Here is a 21,789-nt window from a genome sequence, read left to right on the forward strand (position 1 = left end):
GAGGCCTCACCCGGCGAAGAGTTTGCGCACCTGCGCCGGGTCGGGACTTCCACCGAGTGGAAGTGGCAGGAAGGACTGGAGCTGCCACTTCTGCGTCCTGATGGCTTCCGGCACCACCGGCTTGGACCAGGGGGGATAGACGCGGATGGCGCGCTTGCCGCCCTGGTGGGCGCGGGACATGACCCCCTTGTCCACCAGGGTCTTCTGGGTGAACACGAACTGGCCGCGGTGCTCCGCGTCGCCCACGCTCACCACGACGAAGGCCACGCCGTCGTCCCTGTCGAGCGGCGCGATCTCCCCTTCGGGCACGGGCCGCTTCCACAGCGTCACGAACTGCCCGACCTTGGTGGGGGTTGTCTTGGCCACGCGGAAGACGATGGGGCGACCGTCGAGCGCGAAGCGGCAGGCGCCATACTCGGCGCTCTCTTCTTCGCGCAGCGCCGGGGTGGTGACGTTCATCCCGGCCGGCGCGTAGGCCTCCCGGAGGGCGGTCAGGAGATCGTGGGGGAGATGCCCCAGGGCGGGGTCGACCAGGTGTGCGCTCATGAGGGGGCTCCACGGCGGATGGACTTCTTGTTTAGCCTCTTCAAAGCCCTTGGCCAGGATCTGGACGTGCTCGTCAGCCATGGCCTTGAGGAGGCCTGCCTGGCCGCTCACCCCAGGGGCGCGACGCGCTTGACGCCGGAGGCCCCGCCATATGACGACAGCATGTATTCGGCCTTCTCGAAGCGCTCGAGCTCCGCGTGCATCCGCCGGAAGACGGCGCCCGCGTTGTGGTGGCCTTCGTGGCTGCCGCCGTAGTCGCGCGACAGCCAGACCGTCAGCGGGTTGAAGAGGGCCTTCCAGCCGGTGGCCAGCTGCATGTCTCCGACGAGCACCAGGCCACCGGGACGCACGCTGTTCCACAGGCGCTGATAGGCCTCCTGCCAGTGGGGGATGATGGACAGCCCCAGCGTGCACACGCCCGCGTCGAACTGCGTGGCGCCGTGCTCCCTCCAGTTGAAGCGCGTGACGTCCGCGTGCTTCAGCTCCACGTTGCGCCACCCCGCCTTCTCCACCCGCTCCCGCGCCAACGCGAGCATGTCGTCGGAGAAGTCCACCCCCAGGATGTGTCCTTCCGGCCCCACCTTCTCCATCAGGAACGGCAGGTCCTTGCCCGAGCCGCAGCAGACGACGAGGACACGATCGCCCCGGCGCAACCCGGTCCGCCGGAAATAATCAGCCTTCGCGTCGTTGAAGACTCCGGGGAGCTTCGCCTCGTAGGCCCCGGCGCGCTGCCCCGCGTAGAGGAACGCCACCTGAATGTTTCTCTCCCCGTTCATGAAGCCCTGTCAGGATGGTCCAGAATGTGGATTGCAAGGATGGCGATTTTTACTGTTAAAGAGAAGAATCAACGGCTCTGACGGTCTTTCTCATTTCTCGCGAATTTAAGTGAGAACGGATCTTCCGGCTTCTATTGATCTTGGCCGGTAAGCGTCATAATTAAGAATCCGTTAAGAATGGTTCCCCGAAGAGAGAATTTTCCGTCGGGCTTGCCGAAGTAGCAGGGGGCGGCTGGGAAGGCTCGCGGGAATCCACATGACGGAGTGGAGGCTGTTCGCCGTGCCTTTTCCGAAGGGTGTGTTGCTACTCGCGGGGTGCGTGGACGTGGACTTCTTGTTGCCGGACCCGCGGGACCTGGACGGCTGGCGCTGCGAACGGGCGGGACCTTCGACGTCGGCGGCTCCGTGCCGGGCAGGCCCGGTATCTCCGGAGCGGTCGCCGGGTGATCGGCTGTCGGACCGTTTGCGCATGCTGCCGGACGCGCCCCGTATCGAGAGCTGGATTGCCCAGGGGGCGCTGAAGCAGCCCGCCCTCGCGAACCACCGCTGAGCCTGGAGACATCACCATGTTGGTTCAGAGACTGGAGTCTCAGGTCCGCCGTGTGCCCGGGCGCACGGCGATTGTCTTCGGTGAGCAGCAGATCACCTTCGCGAGCCTGTGGGCGGACATCACCGCGCTGGGCGCGTCGCTGGCGAAGCTGGGTGTGGGGCCCGGCACGTCGGTGGCCGCGCTCGTGGACAACCGCCCCGAATTCATCACGCTCTTCTTCGCCGTGGCCCTGCGGGGCGCGACGTTGGTGCCGCTCAATCCCGCGTCGAAGGAGAGCGAGCTCATCTTCTTCCTGCGCGTGAGCGGCGCCAGCCAGGTGCTGACCGACGGGGAGCACCTGGCGCTGTGCGAGCGCACCTGCGCGCAGCTGGCCCACCGGCCGGGGCTCATCACCCTGGGCGTGGAGGGCCACGCCGCCCCGCGCTACGAGACCCTGCTGCGCGAAGGGGCCGAGGACGCCGCGAAGGCGTCAGGGCCGCGCGTGGAGCACGACGGGCCGCTCGTGTGCCTGTTCTCGTCGGGCTCCACCGGCAAGCCCAAGCGCGTGCTGCGCACCCAGCGCAACTACCTCTTCGAGCTGGATGGGTTCCAGGCGCTCACGAACGTGTCCGCCAAGGACCGCGTGCTGTGCTCCATTCCGCTGTACCACTCGCACGGCATCGGCAGTTGCATCCTGCCCAGCCTGTGCGTGGGCGCGCCGCTCATCATCCTGGAGCCGGTGTCGTCGCGCACGGGCGAAGGGGACGTGCTCTTCCTCCAGAAGCTGCACCGGATGGTGGAGCTCATCCGCGCCGAGCGCATCACCCTGTTCCCCAGCATCCCCTACGTGCTGCGCGCGATGGCGGAGGACCCGGAGCTGGACGGCAAGGCGCTCGCGTCGGTGCGGCTGTGCTTCTCGTCGGGCAACTTCCTGGCGCCCTCCGTGTACGAGGCGTTCCTCGCGAAGTTCAGCCTGCCCATCCGGCAGATCTACGGCTGCTCCGAGGGCGGCGCCGTCGCCATCAACATGGCGAAGGGGCGCAAGTTCGAGCCCCCTTCCGTGGGCCGGCCGCTGCCGGGCATCGAGCTGCGGCTGGTGGACGACGAGGACAAGCCGGTCCCCGTCGGCACCGTGGGCGAGGTGATGATCCGCGGTGAAGGCCTGACAGCCGGCTACGCGGACCTGCCGGAGCTGACGGCGGAGGCCTTCCGCGATGGCTTCTTCCGCTCGGGCGACCTGGGCGTGATGAACCGCGACGGGCGCCTCACCATCACCGGCCGCAAGAAGCTGCTCATCGACACGGGGGGCAAGAAGGTGGACCCGTTCGAGGTGGAGGCCGTGCTCACCCAGCACCCGCTGGTGAGCGAGGCGGTGGTGCTGGGCGTGCCGGTGCCGTCCGGCAATGAGATCATCAAGGCCGTCGTCGTCACCCGCGGGCCCTGCGACAAGGCCGTGCTTTCGGCCTGGTGCCTGGAGCACCTGTCCGACTTCAAGGTCCCGAAGATCATCGAGCTGCGCGACCGCATCCCCAAGAGCCCCACCGGGAAGATCCTCCGCAAGGAGATGCTCTCCCAGGCGAGCGTGGTGGACGAGCTGCGCACGCTGATGTTCGGCATCCTGCGCCAGGGGCTCGCCGCCACCGACCGCGAGCGCACGTCGTTCCAGAGCTTCGGCATTGACTCGATCACCATCGTCGAGCTGAACGCGATGCTGGAGGAGCACTTCGGCCCGCTGCCCAAGACGCTCTTCTTCGAACACGACAACTTCGCGGACCTGCTGGACTACCTGCGCAAGACGCACCCGGAGCGGTTCGCCGCGCTGGTCGCGGAGCTGGGCGCTAACGAGGCGCCCGCTGCCCCGACGCCGGCCCCTGCCGCGCCCGTGACGGCCCCGTCCATGGTGGCCACCGGGGCTCCCCTGGCGCAGGCCCCGAAAGCGGAGGACGTGCCCTCCGACGCCATCGCCATCGTGGGCATCTCCGGGCGCTACCCCCAGGCCGCGACGCTGGAGGCGTTCTGGAAGCTGCTGGCGGAGGGCCGCGACTGCGTCGTGGAGATCCCCCAGGAGCGGTGGGACCACACGCGCTACTACGACGCCCAGCGGGGCGCCACGGGCAAGACGTACGCGAAGTGGGGCGGCTTCCTGGACGGCGTGGATCAGTTCGACGCGGCCCTGTTCGAGGTGTCGCCGCGCGAAGCGGAGGTGATGGATCCGCAGGAGCGCCTGTTCCTGGAGACCGCGTGGACGGCGCTGGAGGACGCGGGCTATCCGCGCTCGGCGTTCGTCGGCGGCCGGGACGCGCGCAACCCGGTGGGCGTGTTCGTGGGCGTGATGTGGGGCGAGTACCAGCTGCTGGGCGCGGAGGACATGGCGCGCGGACAGCCGGGGCGCTCACCCAAGGCGCACTACTGGTCCATCGCCAACCGCGTCTCCTACTTCTTCAACCTGCACGGTCCCAGCATGGCCGTGGACACCGCGTGCTCCTCTTCGCTCACCGCCATCCATCTGGCGTGCGACAGCCTGCGGGCCGGCGAGTGCGAGCTTGCCCTCGCGGGCGGCGTGAACCTGTCGCTGCACCCGGCCAAGTACCTGAAGATGGCGGATGATCAGTTCGCCTCCAGCGACGGCCGCTGCCGCAGCTTCGGCGCGGGTGGGGACGGCTACGTGCCTGGCGAGGGCGTGGGCGCGGTCGTGCTCAAGCGCCTGGACACGGCGCTGCGCGACGGCGACCCGATCCATGCCGTCATCCGTGCCACCGCCATCAACCACGGCGGCAGGACGCGCGGCTTCACGGTGCCCAGCCCCCAGGCTCAGGGCAACGTCGTCGCCCGCGCCTTCGAGAAGGCGGGCGTGTCGCCGGAGAGCGTCTCCTACATCGAGGCGCATGGCACCGGCACGTCGCTGGGCGACCCCATTGAAATCCGGGGCCTGGGCTTCGTCTTCGAGCGGGCCACGGAGCGCAAGCAGTTCTGCGCCATCGGTTCGGTGAAGTCGAACATCGGCCACCTGGAGGCGGCGGCGGGCATCGCGGGCCTCACCAAGCTGGTGCTCCAGCTCCAGCACGGACAGCTCGCGCCGTCCCTGCACGCGGCCGAACCCAATCCGCACATTGACTTCGCGGCCACGCCGTTCGCCCTCCAGCGCGAGCTGGGCGTCTGGAAGCGGCCCACCGTGGTGGTGGACGGGGTCGCGCGCGAGCTGCCCCGTCGCGCGGGCCTGAGCTCGTTCGGCGCGGGTGGCGCCAACGCGCACCTGCTCGTCGAGGAGGCGCCGAGGCGCGCTCCTCCGGAGGCCACGTCGGGTCCGGTGCTGGTGGTGCTGAGCGCGCGCTCGGTGGCCCAGTTGAAGGGCTCCGCGCGGGCGCTGCGCGACTTCCTGGGGGCCGGAGGGGTGAAGCCCGGCCTGCGGGAGCTGGCGTACACGCTCCAGGCGGGCCGTGAGGCACTGGAGGAGCGGCTGGCCGTCGTCGTGGAGGATGTGGCCGAGCTGCTGCGCGAGCTCACGGCGGTGGTGGAAGGCACCGCGCCGGGAGCACGGACGTGGCGAGGCCGGGCTCCGGTTCCGGCGGGGCAGGGGGAGGTGTCGCTCGACGCCCTGCCCACCGACGTCGAGGGGCTGTCGGCGCTGGCGCGGCAGTGGGCGGCGGGCTCGCGGGTGGCGTGGGCTTCGCTGTACGGCGCGGCGCGCCCCCAGCGCGTGTCGCTGCCGACGTACGTGTTCGACCGTCAGTCGTTCTGGGTGCGCCGCGCGCCGGAGACCCAGGCGCCGGTGCCCGCGCCCCGGACGGCGCTGCATCCGCTGCTGGAGCGCTTCAGCTCGCGGCTGGGTGAGCAGCGCTTCTCCACGCGCCTGTCCCAGGACGCGTGGTTCCTGCGCGATCACCGCATCGACGGAGAGCGAGTGCTCCCCGCCGCGGCCATGCTGGAGATGGCGCGGGCCGCGGGCTCGCTGTCGGGCGAGGGCGAGGTGCGCGCCCTGACGGACGTGTCGTTCCTTCAGCCGGTCGTCGTCCCGGAGTCGGGCCGCGAGCTGCACGTTCGCCTGGTGCCTGGAGCCGCGCCGGGCAGCATCCGCTTCGAGATCCTCACCGTGGCGGATGACGGTGAGCGGCTGCTGCATGCGCGCGGCCGGCTGGAGGTGTCCTCGACGGAGCCCGAGTCCTCCGTGCTGGAGCTGGCGGCGGTGCGGGCCAGGGCCCGGCCTTCGCTGACGCCCACCGCGCTCTACGCCCGCTTCACCGAGAAGCAGCTCGCTTACGGGCCGACGTTCCAGGTCGTGAACGGGCTGTGGCGTGACGGCGACGCGGTGCTGGCCCTGCTGGAGCTGACCCCGGAGGTCGCCGGGAGCGCCACGGCGTTCGGCCTCCAGCCGGCGCTGCTGGACGGCGCGCTCCAGGCCCTCCAGGGCTTCTTCGACACCTACGCGGAGACGCTGGTGCCGGTGTCGTTGGATCGGCTGCGCGTCCTCGCGCCGCTGGGCACGCGCTGCTTCGTGTACCTGACGCCCTCGCGCGACGAAGCCGTCCGCCGCGCGGCGGGGGTGCACCGCCATGACCTGGTGCTCGCCCGCGAGGACGGCACGGTGGTGGCCACGCTGTCCGGCGTGACGCTGAAGGCCTGGCGCCGTGAGACGTCCGCCGCGCTCGGCGTGTACCGGGCGGAGTGGCGGGCCGCGTCCCCTGTCGGCGGCGACAGCGCGTCGCTTCCGGCGGACACGGTGCTGGTGGAGGCCGGGGAGGGCACGCTGGATGCGCTGGCGAAGGGGCGCAAGGACGTCCTCTTCCTGCGCGCGGGCCAGGCGCTGCCCCAACTGGACGGGCGGGTCCTCCAGGCTTCCGATGCGGAGGACCTGGCGCTCCTGCTGAAGCAGTGGCGGACGGAGGGCCGGAGCCCGAGCGCCGTGGTCCTCGCGCTGCGGGCGGAGGACGCGGAGTCCGAAACCCGGGCCTGGGCGCGTCACGGCTTCGACGTGCTGTTCGCGCTGGCGCGGGCCCTGCGGGAGCTCCCTTCGGCCGCCGCGCTCCGCGTCCTGGTGGTGCTGCCGGTGCTGGACGGCGCGGAGGGCGTGGCGCCTCCGTTCTCCGGCCTCGCGGCGTTCGCGCGCACCTGGACGCTGGAGCGCCCGGACGTTCGCGTGAAGGTGCTGGCCGCAGATGCCGCCGCTCGTGCGTCCTCGACGTGGGCCGCGACGCTCCGCGCCGAGCTGGCGGAAGAGGGCGACACGGAGGTCCTCCTCCGGGGCGACCAGCGGCTGACGCGCGGCTCCTCGGCGGTGACGCCTCCGGCGGAGTTGGAGGCGTTCCGTGCGCGCAAGGGGGGCGTGTACCTGGTGACCGGCGGCGCCGGGGGCCTGGGCCTCCTGACGGCGGGCTTCCTGGCGGAGCACGGGGCTGGGACGCTGGTGCTCTCCGGCCGCTCCGATGCCTCCGCCATCCAGCGTGAGGCGTTCACCGCGCTGGAGGCGAAGGGCGCTCGGGTGGAGTACGTGCGCGCGGACGTGAGCGTGGCGGATGACGCGCGCCGGCTCATCGAGGAGCTGAAGGCGCGGCACGGTCGCCTGGATGGCGTGGTGCACAGCGCCGGGGTGCTGCGCGACGCGTTCCTGCTGCACAAGACGCGCGAGTCCGCGGAGCCGGTGCTGGGGCCGAAGGTGGACGGCACGGTGCTGCTCGACGTGCTCACGGCCGACCAGGACCTCCAGTTCTTCCTGCTGTATTCGTCCGTCACGGGCCGGCTGGGCAACGTGGGCCAGGCGGACTACGCGTTCGCCAACGGCTTCCAGGACGACTTCGCGGAGGCCCGCGCCCGCGAGGTGGCCGCCGGTCGCCGTCAGGGTCGGACGCTCGCGGTGGCCTGGCCGCTCTGGGCGGACGGAGGCATGCAGCCCGGCGCCGAAGCGCTGGCGGCGATCCGCGAGGCGACGGGGCTGGTGCCGCTGGACACCGTCTCCGCGTTCCAGGTCCTGTCGCAGGCGCTGGTGTCCGGCCCCTGCGCCATCACCGTCGCGAAGGGCGACCTGGGGCGCTTCCAGGAGGCCCTGCACCCGCGCCCTGTGCCTGCGCCAGCCGCCGCGACGCCCGTCGCCTCCTCCGGCGTGTCGGACGCGTGGCTGCGGGAGCGCACGGAGCGCTACCTGCGCGAGGCGCTGGCCCAGGAGGCGGGCATCTCCGCGGAGGCCATTGACGGCGCAGTGCCGCTGGAGCGCTACGGCATCACCTCCATCATGGTGTTGGCGCTCAACGGTCTGCTGGAGCGGCACTTCGGCGCGCTGTCCAAGACGCTCTTCTACGAGTACGAGACGCTGCACGAGCTGGCCGGCTACTTTCTCACCCGCCACCGTGAGGCGCTGGGCGCGCTCTTCCGCGACGAAGCCCCCGCGGCCGCCTCCGCCAGCCCCGGGGTCTCCCGCCCCATGCCCACGACCGTGGTGTCCCCGCGCGTCGCGGTGGAGCGCGCTCCGGCGTCCCCGGACGGGGATGAGCCCATCGCCATCATCGGCCTCGCGGGCCGCTTCCCGAAGGCCGACGGCATCGACGCCTTCTGGGACGTGCTGAAGGCGGGCCTCGACTGCGTCACGGAGGTCCCGGCGGATCGCTGGGACCTGGACGGCTTCTACGCGCCCGCCCGCGACACGGTGGGCCGCAGCTACGGCAAGTGGGGCGGCTTCCTCGACGGCGTGGACTGCTTCGACCCGCTCTTCTTCAACATCTCTCCGCGCGAAGCGGAGCTGATGGACCCGAACGAGCGCCTGTTCCTCCAGGCCGCGTGGCACACGCTGGAGGACGCGGGCTACACGCGCGCGGGCCTGCGCAACGAACGCGTGGGCGTGTTCGCGGGCGTCATGTATTCGGAGTACCCGCTCTGGAACGTGGACGCGCCGAACCGGTTCCGCCAGGGCGCGCCCCCGGCGGCGGTGGCCAACCGCGTCTCGTTCTTCATGGACTTCCATGGGCCGAGCCTGGTGGTGGACACCATGTGCTCGTCCTCGCTGACGGCGCTGTTCCTCGCCTGCGAGAGCCTGCACCGGGGCCACGCCACGGTGGCGCTCGCGGGCGGCGTCAACCTGTCGGTGCACCCCAACAAGTACCTCCAGCTCGCGCACGGCAACTTCCTGGCGAGCGACGGGCGCTGCCACAGCTTCGGCGCGGACGGCGACGGCTATGTGCCCGGCGAGGGCGTGGGAGCGGTGCTGCTCAAGCCGCTGTCGCGCGCGCTCGCCGACGGGGACCACATCCACGGCGTGCTGCGCGGCGTGTCCGTCAACCACGGCGGCCGGGCCAACGGCTACACCGTGCCCAGCCCCAACGCCCAGGCGGCGTTGATCCGCCAGACGCTGGAGCGCGCCGGGGTGGAGCCCGCCGCCATCAGCTACGTGGAGGCGCACGGCACCGGCACGTCGCTGGGCGACCCCATTGAAATCACCGGCCTGTGCAAGGCCTTCGAGGCGCCGGAGGTGGAGGCCGCGCCCACCTGCGCCATCGGCTCGGTGAAGTCCAACGTGGGGCACCTGGAGGCGGCGGCGGGCATCGCCGGCCTGGCCAAGGTGCTGTTGCAGATGAAGCACGGGCAGCTGGCGCCGTCGCTGCACTCGGCGACGCTGAACCCGAACATCCGCTTCGAGCGCACGCCGTTCTTCGTGCCCCAGACGCTCCAGCCCTGGGCTTCCAAGGGGACGCCCCGGCTCGCGTCGCTCAGCTCGTTCGGCGCGGGAGGCTCCAACGCCCACGCGCTCATCGAGGAGCACCTGTCCGCGGAGGAGACCGCGTGCGGTGACGTGCCGCCGGTGTTCCTCTTCAGCGCGCGCGACGGGGAGCGGCTGCGCGAGCTGATGCGGACGTGGGTGGCGTTCCTGGACCGCCAGGGCCCTTCCACGCCGGTCCTGATGGAGCAGGTGGCGCACGCGCTGCAAACGGGGCGCGAGGCGCTGGACGAGCGGCTGGCGGTCGTCTGCAAGGACCTGGGCGAGCTGCGCGCGCGGCTGTCGCGCTGGGTGAAGGGCGAAGCCGCCGCGGGCGAGGTGCTGGTCGGGCGGGGCAACCGCGAGAAGCGCGACCTGGGCGGCCTGCTGGGCGGGGCCACCGGCGCGGCCTTCCTGCGCATGCTGGTGGAGCAGCGCGAGTGGGAGAAGCTCGCGGGCGCGTGGGTGAGCGGCGCGGAGGTGGACTGGCTCCTGGGCCGTGGACAGCGGATGCCGCGCCGGCTGTCGTTGCCCGTCTATCCCTTCGCGCGCGAGCGCTACTGGGTCCCGGCGGAGGTGGAGGCGCCGGCGGAGGATGCGGCGTCCACCACGGCGCGGCTCCTGTCGCGCCTCGAATGGGCCCGCGTCTCCGCTCCGGCCGCCGTGGAGTCCGTGGCGCCGGCGGCGCTGCTGGTGCTCGCGGCCACGCAGGCGCTGCGCGACGCCTTCATGGCCGCGCGGCCCGCGTCCTCCGGGACGACGTTCGTGTTCGCGTCCCCGGGCGTGGAGTTCCGCGAGGTCACCGCCGATGACTACGTCATCGATCCGGAGCACCCGGAGCACTTCTCGCGGGTGCTCGCGGCGCTGAAGGCCCGCGGGCTCGCGTCGGTGTCCATCGTCAACGGCTGGGCGTGGGAGACGGCGGACGACGCGCAGGCCGTGGACTCGCTGACCGCGACGGACGACACCGCGCGGTTGGCGCTGACGGTGCTGCCCGCGGCCTCGCTGGCCTCCGCCATCGGCTCCGCCGACAAGGCGGGGCTCGTGGGCTTCACGCTGCTCGTGCGCGAAGGGGCGGGGTGGACGGGCGCCCTGGCCGCCTCCGCCTCCGCGCTCCACCCCGCGCTGCGGATGGCCTGGCCGGAGACGCCGGTGCGCGCCGTGCGCGTGACGGGAAGCGACGCGGGCCGCGCGGCGAGCCAGCTGCTCGCGGAGCTGCGCCATGCGCCGTCGGGCCTGGCGGAGACGCTCTATCGCGACGACGTGCGCTACGAGCGCCGGCTGGCCTCCTGGCGTGCGGGCGCCACCCTCCCAACGCCCCTGCGCAAGGGCGGGGTGTACCTGGTCACGGGCGGGCTGGGCGCGCTGGGCTACGTCCTGGCCACCCACCTGGCCCAGCGCTATCAGGCGAAGCTGTGTCTGCTGGGCCGCTCCGAGCTGGACGCCCCGCGACAGGCCCGCATGGACGCGCTGCGGGCCGCGGGCGCGGATCCGATGTACCTGGCGTGCGACGCGGGGGACGAGGCCGCGCTCACGAACGCGGTGGCCCAGGTGCGCGAGTGCTTCGGCGCGCTGCACGGCGTCTTCCACTGCGCGGGGCTGGTGGATGGCAAGCCCCTGCGCGAGAAGTCCCTGGTCCAGTGGCGCGAAGCGCTGCGCGCCAAGGTGCGCGGCACGCTGGCGCTGGACTCCGCCACGCGCTCCGTTCCGTTGGATCTGCTGGTGCTCTTCTCCTCGACGTCCGCGCTGCTCGGCGACTTCGGGGACGGGGACTACGCGGTCGGCAACCGGTTCCTGGACGAGTTCATGCTCGTGCGCGAGGGGCTGCGCGCCCGGAGCGAGCGCGCCGGTCGCACGGTCACCATCGACTGGCCGCTGTGGCGCGAAGGCGCCATGCACCTCAACGCGGGCGCGGAGCGGCTGTACCTGGAGACCTCCGGGATGCGCTACCTGGAGTCCGCCGAGGGGCTGGCGTGCCTGGAGGAGATCCTCGCCTCCGGCCAGTCGCAGGCCGTGGTCCTCCCGCGCCAGTCCACCGCCTCCAAGAAGCCCAAGGCCACGGAGCCCGCTCGTGCTCCGGCGCCCGCGGCCATCGCCGCGCCCGGTGAGGACGCGCTGGAGGCCGAGCTCAAGCAACTGGTGTCCGGCCTGCTGAAGATTCCGGTCGCGCGCCTGGACCCCGAGGAGAACCTGGGCGCGTTCGGGTTCGACTCGGTGGGGCTCACGCGCTTCGCCCAGCTCTTGAGCCGCCGCTTCTCCATCACCGTGACGCCCACCGTCTTCTTCGCGCACAGCACCCTGCGCGACCTGCGGCGCCACCTGGACGAGGCGCACGGCCCGGCGCTGCGGGCGCAGCTGTCCTCCACCGCCCCGGCCGCCGCCACGGGCGGTGACGTGGCGCGCGTGGCCCCCGTCGCGGAGCGCGCGTCGCGGGCCGTGTCGCACGACGAGCCCATCGCCATCATCGGCATGGGTGGCATCTTCCCGGGCGGCCCGGACCTGGAGTCGTTCTGGCACCTGCTCCAGGAGTCGCGCAGCGCCATCACGGAGATCCCCGCGTCGCGCTGGGACTGGCGCACGCACTACGGCGCGAACGTCCCCGAGGAGCGCCGCTCCAACACGAAGTGGGGCGGCTTCATCGACGGGTTGGATCGCTTCGACGCGCGCTTCTTCCGCCTCTCCCCGCTGGAGGCGGAGGAGATGGACCCGCAGCACCGGCTCTTCCTCCAGACGTGCTGGAGCACCCTGGAGAACGCCGGCTACGCGGTGCAGGAGCTGTCCGGCAAGAAGGTCGGCGTCTTCGCGGGCGTGCAGTTCAAGGACTACGAGCAGCTGATGACGGCGCGCGGCCGCAGCAGCGCCCACATCAGCACGGGCAATTCGCACGCGCTGCTCGTCAACCGCGTCTCGTACCTGCTCAACCTGCGCGGGCCGAGCGAGGCCATGGACACGGCCTGCTCCAGCTCGCTCGTGGCCATCCACCGGGCGGTGCAGTCGCTGCGCTCCGGTGAGTGCACGATGGCGCTGGCGGGCGGCGTGTCGTTGATGATGGATCCGTTCACCTTCGTGGGCACGAGCAAGCTGGGCGTGCTGTCGTCGGAGGGCCGCTGCAAGACCTTCGACGCGGAGGCCAACGGCTACGTGCGCGGCGAGGGCGTGGGCACCGTGCTGCTCAAGCCGCTCAGCAAGGCGCTGGAGGACGGCGACCACATCCACGCCGTCATCCGCGCCACCGCCGTCAACCACGGCGGCAAGGCCGCGTCCCTCACCGCGCCCAACTCGCGCGCCCAGGCGGAGCTGCTGGTGGACGCCTACGAGCGCGCGGGCATCGAGCCGGAGACGCTGACGTACCTGGAGGCCCACGGCACCGGCACCGCGCTGGGCGACCCCGTGGAGGTGCAGGGCATCCTGGAGGCCTTCCAGACCCTGGCGACCCGCCGGGGACGCGCGCTCAGTGAGACGCACTTCTGCGCCCTGGGGTCGGTGAAGACGAACATCGGCCACCTGGAACCGGCCGCGGGCATTGCCGGCGTATTGAAGGTCGTGCTGTCCATGACCCACCAGACGCTGCCCGGCAACCCGGAGCTGCGTCAGCCCAACCCCCTGCTGCGCCTGGAGGGCACGCCCCTCTACCTGCTGCGGCAGACCCAGCCGTGGGTCGCGCCGCGCGACGCGGCCGGCACCGTCCTTCCCCGTCGCGCCGGCATCAGCTCGTTCGGCTACGGCGGCACCAACGCACACGTCGTCCTGGAGGAGGCCATGCCCTCCCTTCCCGAAACACGGCCGGGCCAGCCCGGTCCCCAGGTCTTCACGCTGTCGGCCCGCACGCCCGCGCAGCTCCAGGCCTACGCCGGACGCTTCGCCGAACACCTGCGCCACGAGCGCGCCACGCTGTCCCACGAGGGCGCGTTCGCGAACCTGCTCTACACGTCGCAGGTGGGCCGCTCCGCGCTGAAGGAGCGCCTGGCCGTGGTCGTCTCCACCGCCGACGCGCTGGAGGCCGCGCTGCGCGCCTTCGCCCGGGGTGAGCCGCTCCCGTCGCACGCCTTCCGGGGAGGCCCGGACGCCGCCGCCGCCGAGGGCACGCACTTCGTGACGGGCGAGGACGCGCTCACCGCGCTCGCCCGCAACTGGGTGGCGGGCCGCGAGGTGGACTGGGCCGCCGAGTGGCGCACCCGCGTCCCCGGCTGGAAGCCGCGCCGCGTGCCGCTGCCGAGCTATCCCTTCGAGTCGTCCCAGCACTGGTTCGAGCAGCGCACCGCCGCGCCGTCGCCGGAGGCCCCCGTCGCGGGGACGGCGCCGGTCGCGGCCGCTGCCGTGTCCGCGGAGGTGGTGGACCGCGCCGCCGTGTCCGACCGCCTCCGCGCGGACCTGCTGGCCGCCGCGCGGCTGGTGACGAAGGTGCCGGAGCAGGACCTGGACTTCGACGAGGACCTGCGCGAGCTGGGCTTCGAGTCCATCACGATGATCGAGTTCTGCAAGGCGCTGACGAAGCGCAGCGGGCTTGAGGTGAAGCCGGACGTCTTCTTCGACATGGGCCGCCCGTCGCTGGGCGCGCTGCACCGCTACCTGATGGAGCGCTTCGCCGGCACCCTGGCGACGCTCGCCCGGCCGGGCGCGGCGGCTTCTTCGCAGGGCGCCGTCCTGGCGCCTCCCTCCACGTCGTCGCTGGAGGCGCGCGAGGTGCGTGCGTCCGTCCCGGCGAGGCCGGAGCCGGTGGCCATCATCGGCATGGCGGGCGCGATGCCCCAGTCGCCGGACCTGGACTCCTTCTGGGAGGGCCTGGAGGCGGGCCGCAACCTCATCACGGAGATTCCCTCCGACCGCTGGGACTGGCGCAAGTTCTACGGCGACCCGGCGAAGGAGCCCGGCAAGACGACGGTGCGCTGGGGCGGCTTCGTTCCGGACGCGGGCGACTTCGACGCGATGTTCTTCGGCATCTCCGCGCGCGAAGCGGAGCTGATGGATCCGCAGCAGCGGCTGTTCCTGTCCACCGTGTGGCGGGCCATCGAGAACGCGGGCTACCGGCCGTCGGAGCTGTCGCGCGGACGCACCGGCCTGCTGGTGGGCGTGGCGGCCAACGACTACCAGGAGCTCCAGCGCGACTTCGACCTGGACGTGGAGGCGTACACGGCCACGGGCCTCGCGCACTCCATCCTGGCCAACCGCATCTCGTACCTCCTCAACTTCAACGGGCCGAGCGAGCCCGTGGACACCGCGTGCTCGTCCTCGCTGGTGGCCATCCACCGGGGCGTGGAGCTGTTGCAGGCGGGCCGCTGCGACACCGTCATCGCGGGCGGCGTGAACCTGCTGCTCAACCCGCGCCTCTTCATCGCCTTCTCCAAGGCGGGCATGTTGAGCCCGGATGGCCAGTGCAAGTCCTTCGACAAGCGCGCCAACGGCTACGTGCGCGGCGAGGGCGTGGGCGCCGTCGTGCTCAAGTCCCTGAGCCGCGCGGAGAAGGATGGCGACCACATCCTCGCCGTCATCCGGGGCACCGCCATCAACCACGGCGGCCGGGCCGCGTCGCTGACCGCGCCCAACACGCAGGCCCAGGCGGACCTGCTGATGGCGGCGTACACGGCGGCGGACGTGGATCCGGCGTCGGTGGGCTACATCGAAGCGCACGGCACCGGCACCGCGCTGGGTGACCCCGTGGAGGTCAACGCCCTCAAGCGCGCCTTCACGGAGCTGCACCGCCGCCAGGGCCGCACCGCCGCGCCTCGCCACTACTGCGGCCTGGGCTCGGTGAAGACGAACATCGGCCACCTGGAGACGGCGGCGGGCATCGCCGGCATCTTCAAGGTCGTGATGGGCATGAACCGGGGCCTGCTGCCGGCGCACCGGAACTTCGAGCAGCTCAACCCCCTCATCGACCTGGACGACAGCCCGTTCTTCATCGTGGACCGCACCCAGCCGTGGCGGCGGATGTCCGGCACGGACGGGCAGTCGCTGCCCCGCCGCGCGGGCATCAGCTCGTTCGGCTTCGGTGGCGTCAACGCGCACGTCGTGCTGGAGGAGTACGTCCCGGCGACTCGCGCCGCCGCCCCGGCCGCCGTCGCGGGCTCCCGGCTGGTGCCCCTGTCCGCCAAGACGCCCGAGGCCCTCACGGCGTCGGTGCGCCAGATGGTGGAGCTGCTGTCGCGGCCCGCGCAGGAGGCGCCTCGCGATCCCCACGCGGAGGAGGTGCTGCGGCAGGGCGTGGTGGACGTCGTCGCCCGGATGCAGGACGTGTCCCCCTCGGACGTGGATCCCGCCGTCGACCTGGCGGACTACGGCTTTGATCGCGTGCGGCTGTCCGTGCTCGCGGAGGCGCTGACGACCCGCTTCGGCGTGGAGCTGGACCTGGAGGCCGTCGAGGACGCGGGCAGCGTGGCGGCCATCGCCGCGCGGCTCTCCAGCCTCCGTACGCCTCCGGCGGGGCAGGAGGGCACGTCGCTGGACGACCTGGCCTTCACCCTCCAGGAGGGGCGTGAGCCCTTCGAGGAGCGGCTGGCGGTGGTGTGCTCGGACGTCGCGGGCCTGCTGGCCGGCTGGCGCGCGTTCCTGGACGGACGCGGCGCGGAGAACGTGCTGCGCGGGCGCGTGCGCAAGTCGCGCGACGGCGCGGCGGAGCAGGAGCGACAGGTGGAGCGCGCCCGGCAGTGCGCGCGCGAGGGCCGCTGGACGGAGCTCGCCGGGCTGTGGGTCGTGGGCACGGAGGTCGACTGGTCGCTCGGGCGGGCTCCCGGGCCGCGCCGCCGTCTGGCGTTGCCGGGCCACCCGTTCGCTCGCGAGCGGTACTGGATCAGCCCGCGCGAGCCCCGCGCGGTGGTGGCCTCCACCGCGCCCGCGGCCTCCGGCGAGAGTGCCTTCCCGTCGCGCCTGACGGGCCAGGAGTTCTACCTGCGCGACCACGTCGTCGGGGGGCGCGCCATCCTCCCGGGCGTGGCCTCGCTGGAGCTGGGGCGCGCGGCGGGTGCCAGCGCTTCGGGCAGGCCGGTGCGCCGCCTGCGCAACATCCTCTGGGTCCAGCCGCTGGTGGCCTCGCCCCAGCCCATCGAGGTCCGCACGGAAGTGCGCCCGGTGGACGGCGGCCTCGCCTACGAGGTCCGCACGAAGGCCGACGATGGCTCGCCCGTCATCCACGCCCAGGGCACCATCGTCCTGGACGCGGCCATCGGTGAGGCCCCCGCGCGCGTGGACCTGCGCGCGGTGCGCGAGCGCTGCCAGGCGGTGCTGCCGCGGTCGGACACCTACGCCCTCTTCGAGAGCCGGGGCATGCGCTACGGCCCGTCGTTGCAGACCATCCAGACGCTCTATTCGGCGGACCGGGAAGCGCTCGCGGTGCTGCGCCTGCCCGACGAGGCCCGCGACGCCGGGGGGATGGTGCTGCACCCGTCGCTGATGGACGCGGCGCTGCAGACCGTCATCAGCTTCCCGGGCGACAGCACGCGCATGTACCTGCCGTTCGCGGTGGAGACGCTGACCGTCCACGGCGAGCTGGACCCCGAAGGCCACGCCTACGCGCGCCTGCTGGACGAGGACCGCGCCAGCCGTCGCTTCGAGGTCCTGCTGCTGGACCGCGAGGGCAACGTGCGCGTGCGCTTCGACAACCTGTCGGTCCGCGTCCTCAAGGCGCCCACCGCCAGCGTGGAGGCGGACACCTCCTCGCGCGTCCTGATGGTGCGCGAGTGGCGCCGTCACGAGGACGCCGCTCCTCCCGCGCCGCGCGCCCTGGACCGCGTGCTGGTGCTGGGCACCGGAGGCCCCCTGGAGGAGGCGCTGGTGGCCGCGCTCCAGGCCCGTGGGGTGGGCCCGGAGCGGCTGACGTGGGTCCGGGCCGGGGACACCTTCCGCAAGGGGCCGTCCGGCTTCGAGCTGTCCCCACAGGAGCCGGAGCACTTCCGCCAGCTCATCGACGCGCTGAAGCAGGGCGGGGGACTGCCGCAGACCGTCTTCCACCTGTGGGCGGACGGCGCCTGGAACGTGGGCGAGCCGTCGCGTGGCCTGAAGGCCGGCGCGGTGCTCCACCCGCTGTTCCACCTGTCGAAGGCGCTGCTGGAGGCCCGGCCGCCGGAGCAGGTGACGGTGGTGCACGCGTTCCATGGGAGCGCGGCGCGCACCCAGCCGCTGTCGGCGGCGATCGGCGGCTTCGCCCGCACGCTGCGCCTGGAGAACCCGCGCCTCGTGCTGCGCTCGGTGTCCTGGGACGACGTGGCCGGGGGCCGTGACACCTGGACGCGCGAGGTCGCGCAGCTGCTGGGCGCGCTGGACGCACCCGGTGGCGGCACGACGGAGACGCGCTTCCAGGCGAAGGACGCCTGGCGTCCGGCCTACGTGCCGGCGGTCGTGCCGGAGAAGGCCGTGCCCCTGCGTCGCGGGGGCGTGTACCTGGTGAGCGGTGGCGCGGGCGGACTGGGCCTGCGCTTCGCGGAGCACCTGGGCCGCACGCTCGGCGCGAAGCTGGTGCTCGCCGGCCGCTCCGAGCTGACGCCCGCGGCCTCCGCGCGGCTGGAGGCCCTGCGCGCTTCGGGCGCCCAGGTGAAGTACGTGCGCGCCGACGTGTCCTCGCGCGAGGACGTGGAGCGCTGGGTGTCCGAGGCCCGCGCGGCCTTCGGCGCCATCCACGGAGTGCTGCACGCGGCCGGGCTCAACCGCGACGGCTTCCTGCTCAAGAAGGGCGTTGGGGACGTGGACGCGGTGCTGGCGCCCAAGGTGCTGGGCACGGCGTACCTGGACGAGTGCCTCGCGACGGAGCAGCTGGATTTCTTCGCGCTGTTCTCGTCCGCCACGGCGCTGCTGGGCAACGTGGGCCAGGCCGACTACGGCTACGCCAACGAGTTCCTCAACGCCTTCGCCGAAGCCCGCGAGGCGATGCGCCAGCAGGGCACGCGCCACGGCCTCACCGTGTCCCTCAACTGGCAGCTGTGGGCGGACGGCGGCATGGCGGTGGACGCGGACACCGGCGCCTGGATGTTCAAGCAGGCCGGCATGCGGCCCCTCACCTTCGACGTGGGCGTCGCGGCCTTCGAGGAGTCCCTGCGCGTCGGCGCTCCCGTGGTGGGCATCTTCTACGGCGACCGCGAGCGCATCCTCCACGCCTTCGAGGAGGAGAAGGCCCCGCAGGCGTCCTCGTCACCCGCGGCCCCCGCGCCCACCGGCGACGCGCCGCGCTCCGAGCGCGTCATCCAGTACCTGAAGGAGGTGCTGGCCCGCACGAGCAAGACGCCCGTGGCCCGCATCGGCGCGGACGAACCGCTGGAGAAGTACGGGCTCGACTCCGTGCTCATCATGGGGCTGACCCGCGAGCTGGAGGCCGCCTTCGGGGAGCTGTCGAAGACGCTCTTCTTCGAGTACCAGAGCCTCGCGGAACTGGCGGCCTACTTCGTCGCCTCCCACGCGGACACCCTGCGCAAGATGGGGCTGACGGACGCGGTGGAGAAGGCCGCCCCGGTGGCCGTGCCGGAGGTGACGGGCGCCGTGCGTGCCCCGCTGGCCGTGGCCGCCAGGACGCTGGAGGCCACGCACCGCCCCGGCGTGCGCGAGGACATCGCCATCGTCGGCATCAGCGGTCGCTACCCGGAGGCCGGTTCGATGGACGAGCTCTGGGAGAACCTCAAGCACGGCCGCGACTGCATCATCGAGGTGCCGCCGGAGCGGTGGGACCACTCGAAGTTCTACGACCCGAAGAAGAACACCAAGGGCAAGGCGTACAGCAAGTGGGGCGGGTTCATCCGCGACGTGGATGCCTTTGACTCGCTCTACTTCAACATCTCTCCGGCGGAGGCCCGCTTCATGGATCCGCAGGAGCGGCTGTTCCTGGAGGTCGCCACGGAGGCGCTCCAGGACGCGGGCTACACCAAGGCCGGCCTCAAGGGGGGCCGCGTCGGCGTGTACGTGGGCCTGATGTACAGCCACTACCAGCTCTTCGCGGCGGAGGAGTCGCTCAAGGGCAACGTGATGGCGCTGGGCTTCTCCTACGCCTCCATCGCCAACCGCGTCTCGTACCACTACGACCTGCGCGGCCCCAGCCTGGCGCTGGACACGATGTGCTCCTCGTCGCTGACGGCGCTCCACCTGGCATGCCACGCCATCTGGGACGGTGAATGCGACGCGGCCCTGGCCGGCGGCGTCAACGTCTCCATCCACCCGAACAAGTACATCATGCTCAGCGAGGGCATGTTCTCCTCGTCCGACGGCCGCTGCCGCAGCTTCGGCGAGGGCGGTGACGGGTACGTGCCCGGCGAGGGCGTGGGCGCGGTGCTCGTGAAGCCGCTCAGCAAGGCGCTGGCGGACGGCGACCACATCCACGGCATCGTGAAGGGCCTGGCCATCAACCACGGTGGCAAGACGAACGGCTTCTCCGTCCCCAACCCCCACGCCCAGGCGGAGCTCATCGAGGACGCGTGGCGCAAGGCGGGCATCGACCCGCGCGAGCTGGGCTACCTGGAGGCGCACGGCACCGGCACGTCGCTGGGCGACCCCATCGAGATGACGGCGCTCAACCGCGCCTACCGCAAGTTCGGCCAGGAGAAGCAGGCCATCCCCATCGGCTCCGTGAAGTCCAACGTGGGCCACCTGGAGTCGGCCGCCGGCATGGTGGGCCTGAGCAAGGTGCTGCTGCAGATGAAGCACGGCCAGCTCGTGCCCTCCATCCACTCCTCGGACCTCAACCCCAACATCCGCTTCGACGACTCGCCCTTCTACGTGCAGCACGAGTTCGCGCGGTGGGATCGCCGCAAGGACGCGCAGGGCGTGGAGAAGCCGCGGATCGCGGGCCTCAGCTCCTTCGGCGCGGGCGGCTCCAACGCCCACGTCGTCCTCCAGGAGCACGTGGCGGACGCCGCGCGCGCGCCCCTGGCCGCGGGCCCGCACCTCATCGTCCTGTCCGCCCGGAGCGACGAGCGCCTGCGCGCCTACGCCGCGCGGATGGCCCGGCACTTCCGGGGGCCGGCCTCCGGCGAGGCGCTGGCGGACGTGGCGTACTCGCTCCAGGTGGGGCGTGACGCGCTCGACTTCCGCCTGGCGCTCGTCGTGGAGGACGCGGACGCGCTGGTGGAGAAGCTGGAGGCCTTCGCGGCCGGCGGCGCGGCGCAGGAGAACGTCTTCGTGGGCAGCGCGAAGCGGGGGGATGCCTCCGCGCAGCCGCTGGACGACGAAGACGCGGCCACGCTGATGCAGCGCTGGGTGGAGAAGGGCCGGCTGCCGAAGCTGGCCGAACTCTGGGTGCGTGGCGCGGACGTGGCCTGGACGGCGCTGCCGCAGGCCCGGGGCGCCCGCCGCGTCAGCCTGCCGCCGTACCCGTTCGCGCGTGAGCGGCACTGGTTCCGTCCCGCGCCCATGCCGGAGCTGGGCGCCGGGCCGTCCGTGCTGCACCCGCTGCTGGACGCGGTGGACGCGGCGCTCAGCCTGGAGTCAGGGCTCGTGTTCCAGAAGACCTTCCGCGCGGAGGAGCGCGTGGTGGCCCACCACCGCGTCGCGGGCCGGACGGTGGTGCCGGGCGTGGCGCTGGCGGAGATGGCCTGGGCCGCGGGCCTGGAGGCGCTCGGGGGGCTGTCGTTCTGCCTGCGCGGGCTGGTGTGGTTGCAGCCGCTCGCGGTGGGGTCCGGCACGTCGCGGGCCCGGGTGCACGTCAAGCGCGAGAAGGGCGACCCGTCCTTCGAGATCTTCACCGGCGAGGGCGACGCGCGCGTGGTGCACGCCAAGGGCCGCTACCGGCTGCTGGCGCCGCGTGACGGGGCGCCTCGCGTGGCCCTGGACACGCTGCGCGACCGGCTGCCTCGCGTGCAGGGGCCGGAGGCGTTCTACGCGGGCTACGCGTCCATCGGCATCGAGTACGGCGACTTCTTCCGGGGGGTGAGCGAGGTGCGGGCCGCCGGGGACGAAGCGCTGGCGTGGGTGCGCGTGCCGGAGGGCAGCCGCGCCTCCGGTGACGGCTACTCGCTGCACCCCACGCTGGCGGATGGCGCGCTCCAGGCCATCTCCGCGCTGATGCCCGCGAAGGCTCCGGGCACCACCACCGTGCCGTTCTCGGTGGAGGAGGTGGAGGTCCTGCTCCCGCTGGGCGAACAGGTGTTCGCCTACGTCAAGCGCGCGGGCCCGGACTCCTTCAACGTGGCCCTCATCAACCCCCAGGGCGTCGTGTGCGCCCGGCTGCGCGAGGTGTCCATCCGCTCGCTGCGCGCCGCCCCTCAAGCTTCCGCTCCGGTCGCCGCCCCCGTGGAGGGGAACATGGCCGGCTTCTTCCACCTGCCTGTCTGGGTTCCGTCTCACTGAAG

General features: G+C 72.4%; 4 protein-coding genes. 2 read left to right on the top strand and 2 right to left on the bottom strand.

What is annotated here, in order from left to right:
• Positions 1 to 6: 6 nt before the first annotated feature.
• Together OV207_RS24135 and OV207_RS24140 are read right to left on the bottom strand one after the other, a co-directional pair.
• Positions 7 to 546: a MepB family protein gene (locus OV207_RS24135; RefSeq protein WP_267557521.1), complete on the bottom strand. Its 540-nt coding sequence runs from the start codon at positions 544 to 546 to the stop codon at positions 7 to 9.
• A 107-nt stretch (positions 547 to 653) separates the two neighbouring features.
• Complete coding sequence (locus OV207_RS24140; protein ID WP_193429067.1) at positions 654 to 1,298, bottom strand: class I SAM-dependent methyltransferase; 645 nt, start codon at positions 1,296 to 1,298, stop codon at positions 654 to 656.
• A gap of 304 nt (positions 1,299 to 1,602) precedes the next feature.
• Between OV207_RS24140 and OV207_RS24145 the strand changes: the two genes are divergently transcribed.
• Positions 1,603 to 1,872 carry a hypothetical protein gene (locus OV207_RS24145; RefSeq protein WP_267557522.1) on the top strand — a complete coding sequence of 90 codons (270 nt, stop codon included), beginning with the start codon at positions 1,603 to 1,605 and terminating at the stop codon, positions 1,870 to 1,872.
• Between the two features lie 16 nt (positions 1,873 to 1,888).
• Positions 1,889 to 21,787, top strand: a complete 19,899-nt coding sequence (locus OV207_RS24150; protein ID WP_267557523.1) for an SDR family NAD(P)-dependent oxidoreductase — start codon at positions 1,889 to 1,891, stop codon at positions 21,785 to 21,787.
• Positions 21,788 to 21,789 lie beyond the last annotated feature (2 nt).

This window comes from Corallococcus sp. BB11-1 (assembly GCF_026626625.1).
GTDB classification, from domain to species: Bacteria; Myxococcota; Myxococcia; order Myxococcales; family Myxococcaceae; genus Corallococcus; species Corallococcus soli.

Coding starts and splice junctions, on each gene's coding strand:
- OV207_RS24135 (WP_267557521.1), bottom strand. CDS start 546: ATGAGCGCACACCTGGTCGACCCCGCCCTGGGGCATCTCCCCCACGAT.
- OV207_RS24150 (WP_267557523.1), top strand. CDS start 1,889: ATGTTGGTTCAGAGACTGGAGTCTCAGGTCCGCCGTGTGCCCGGGCGC.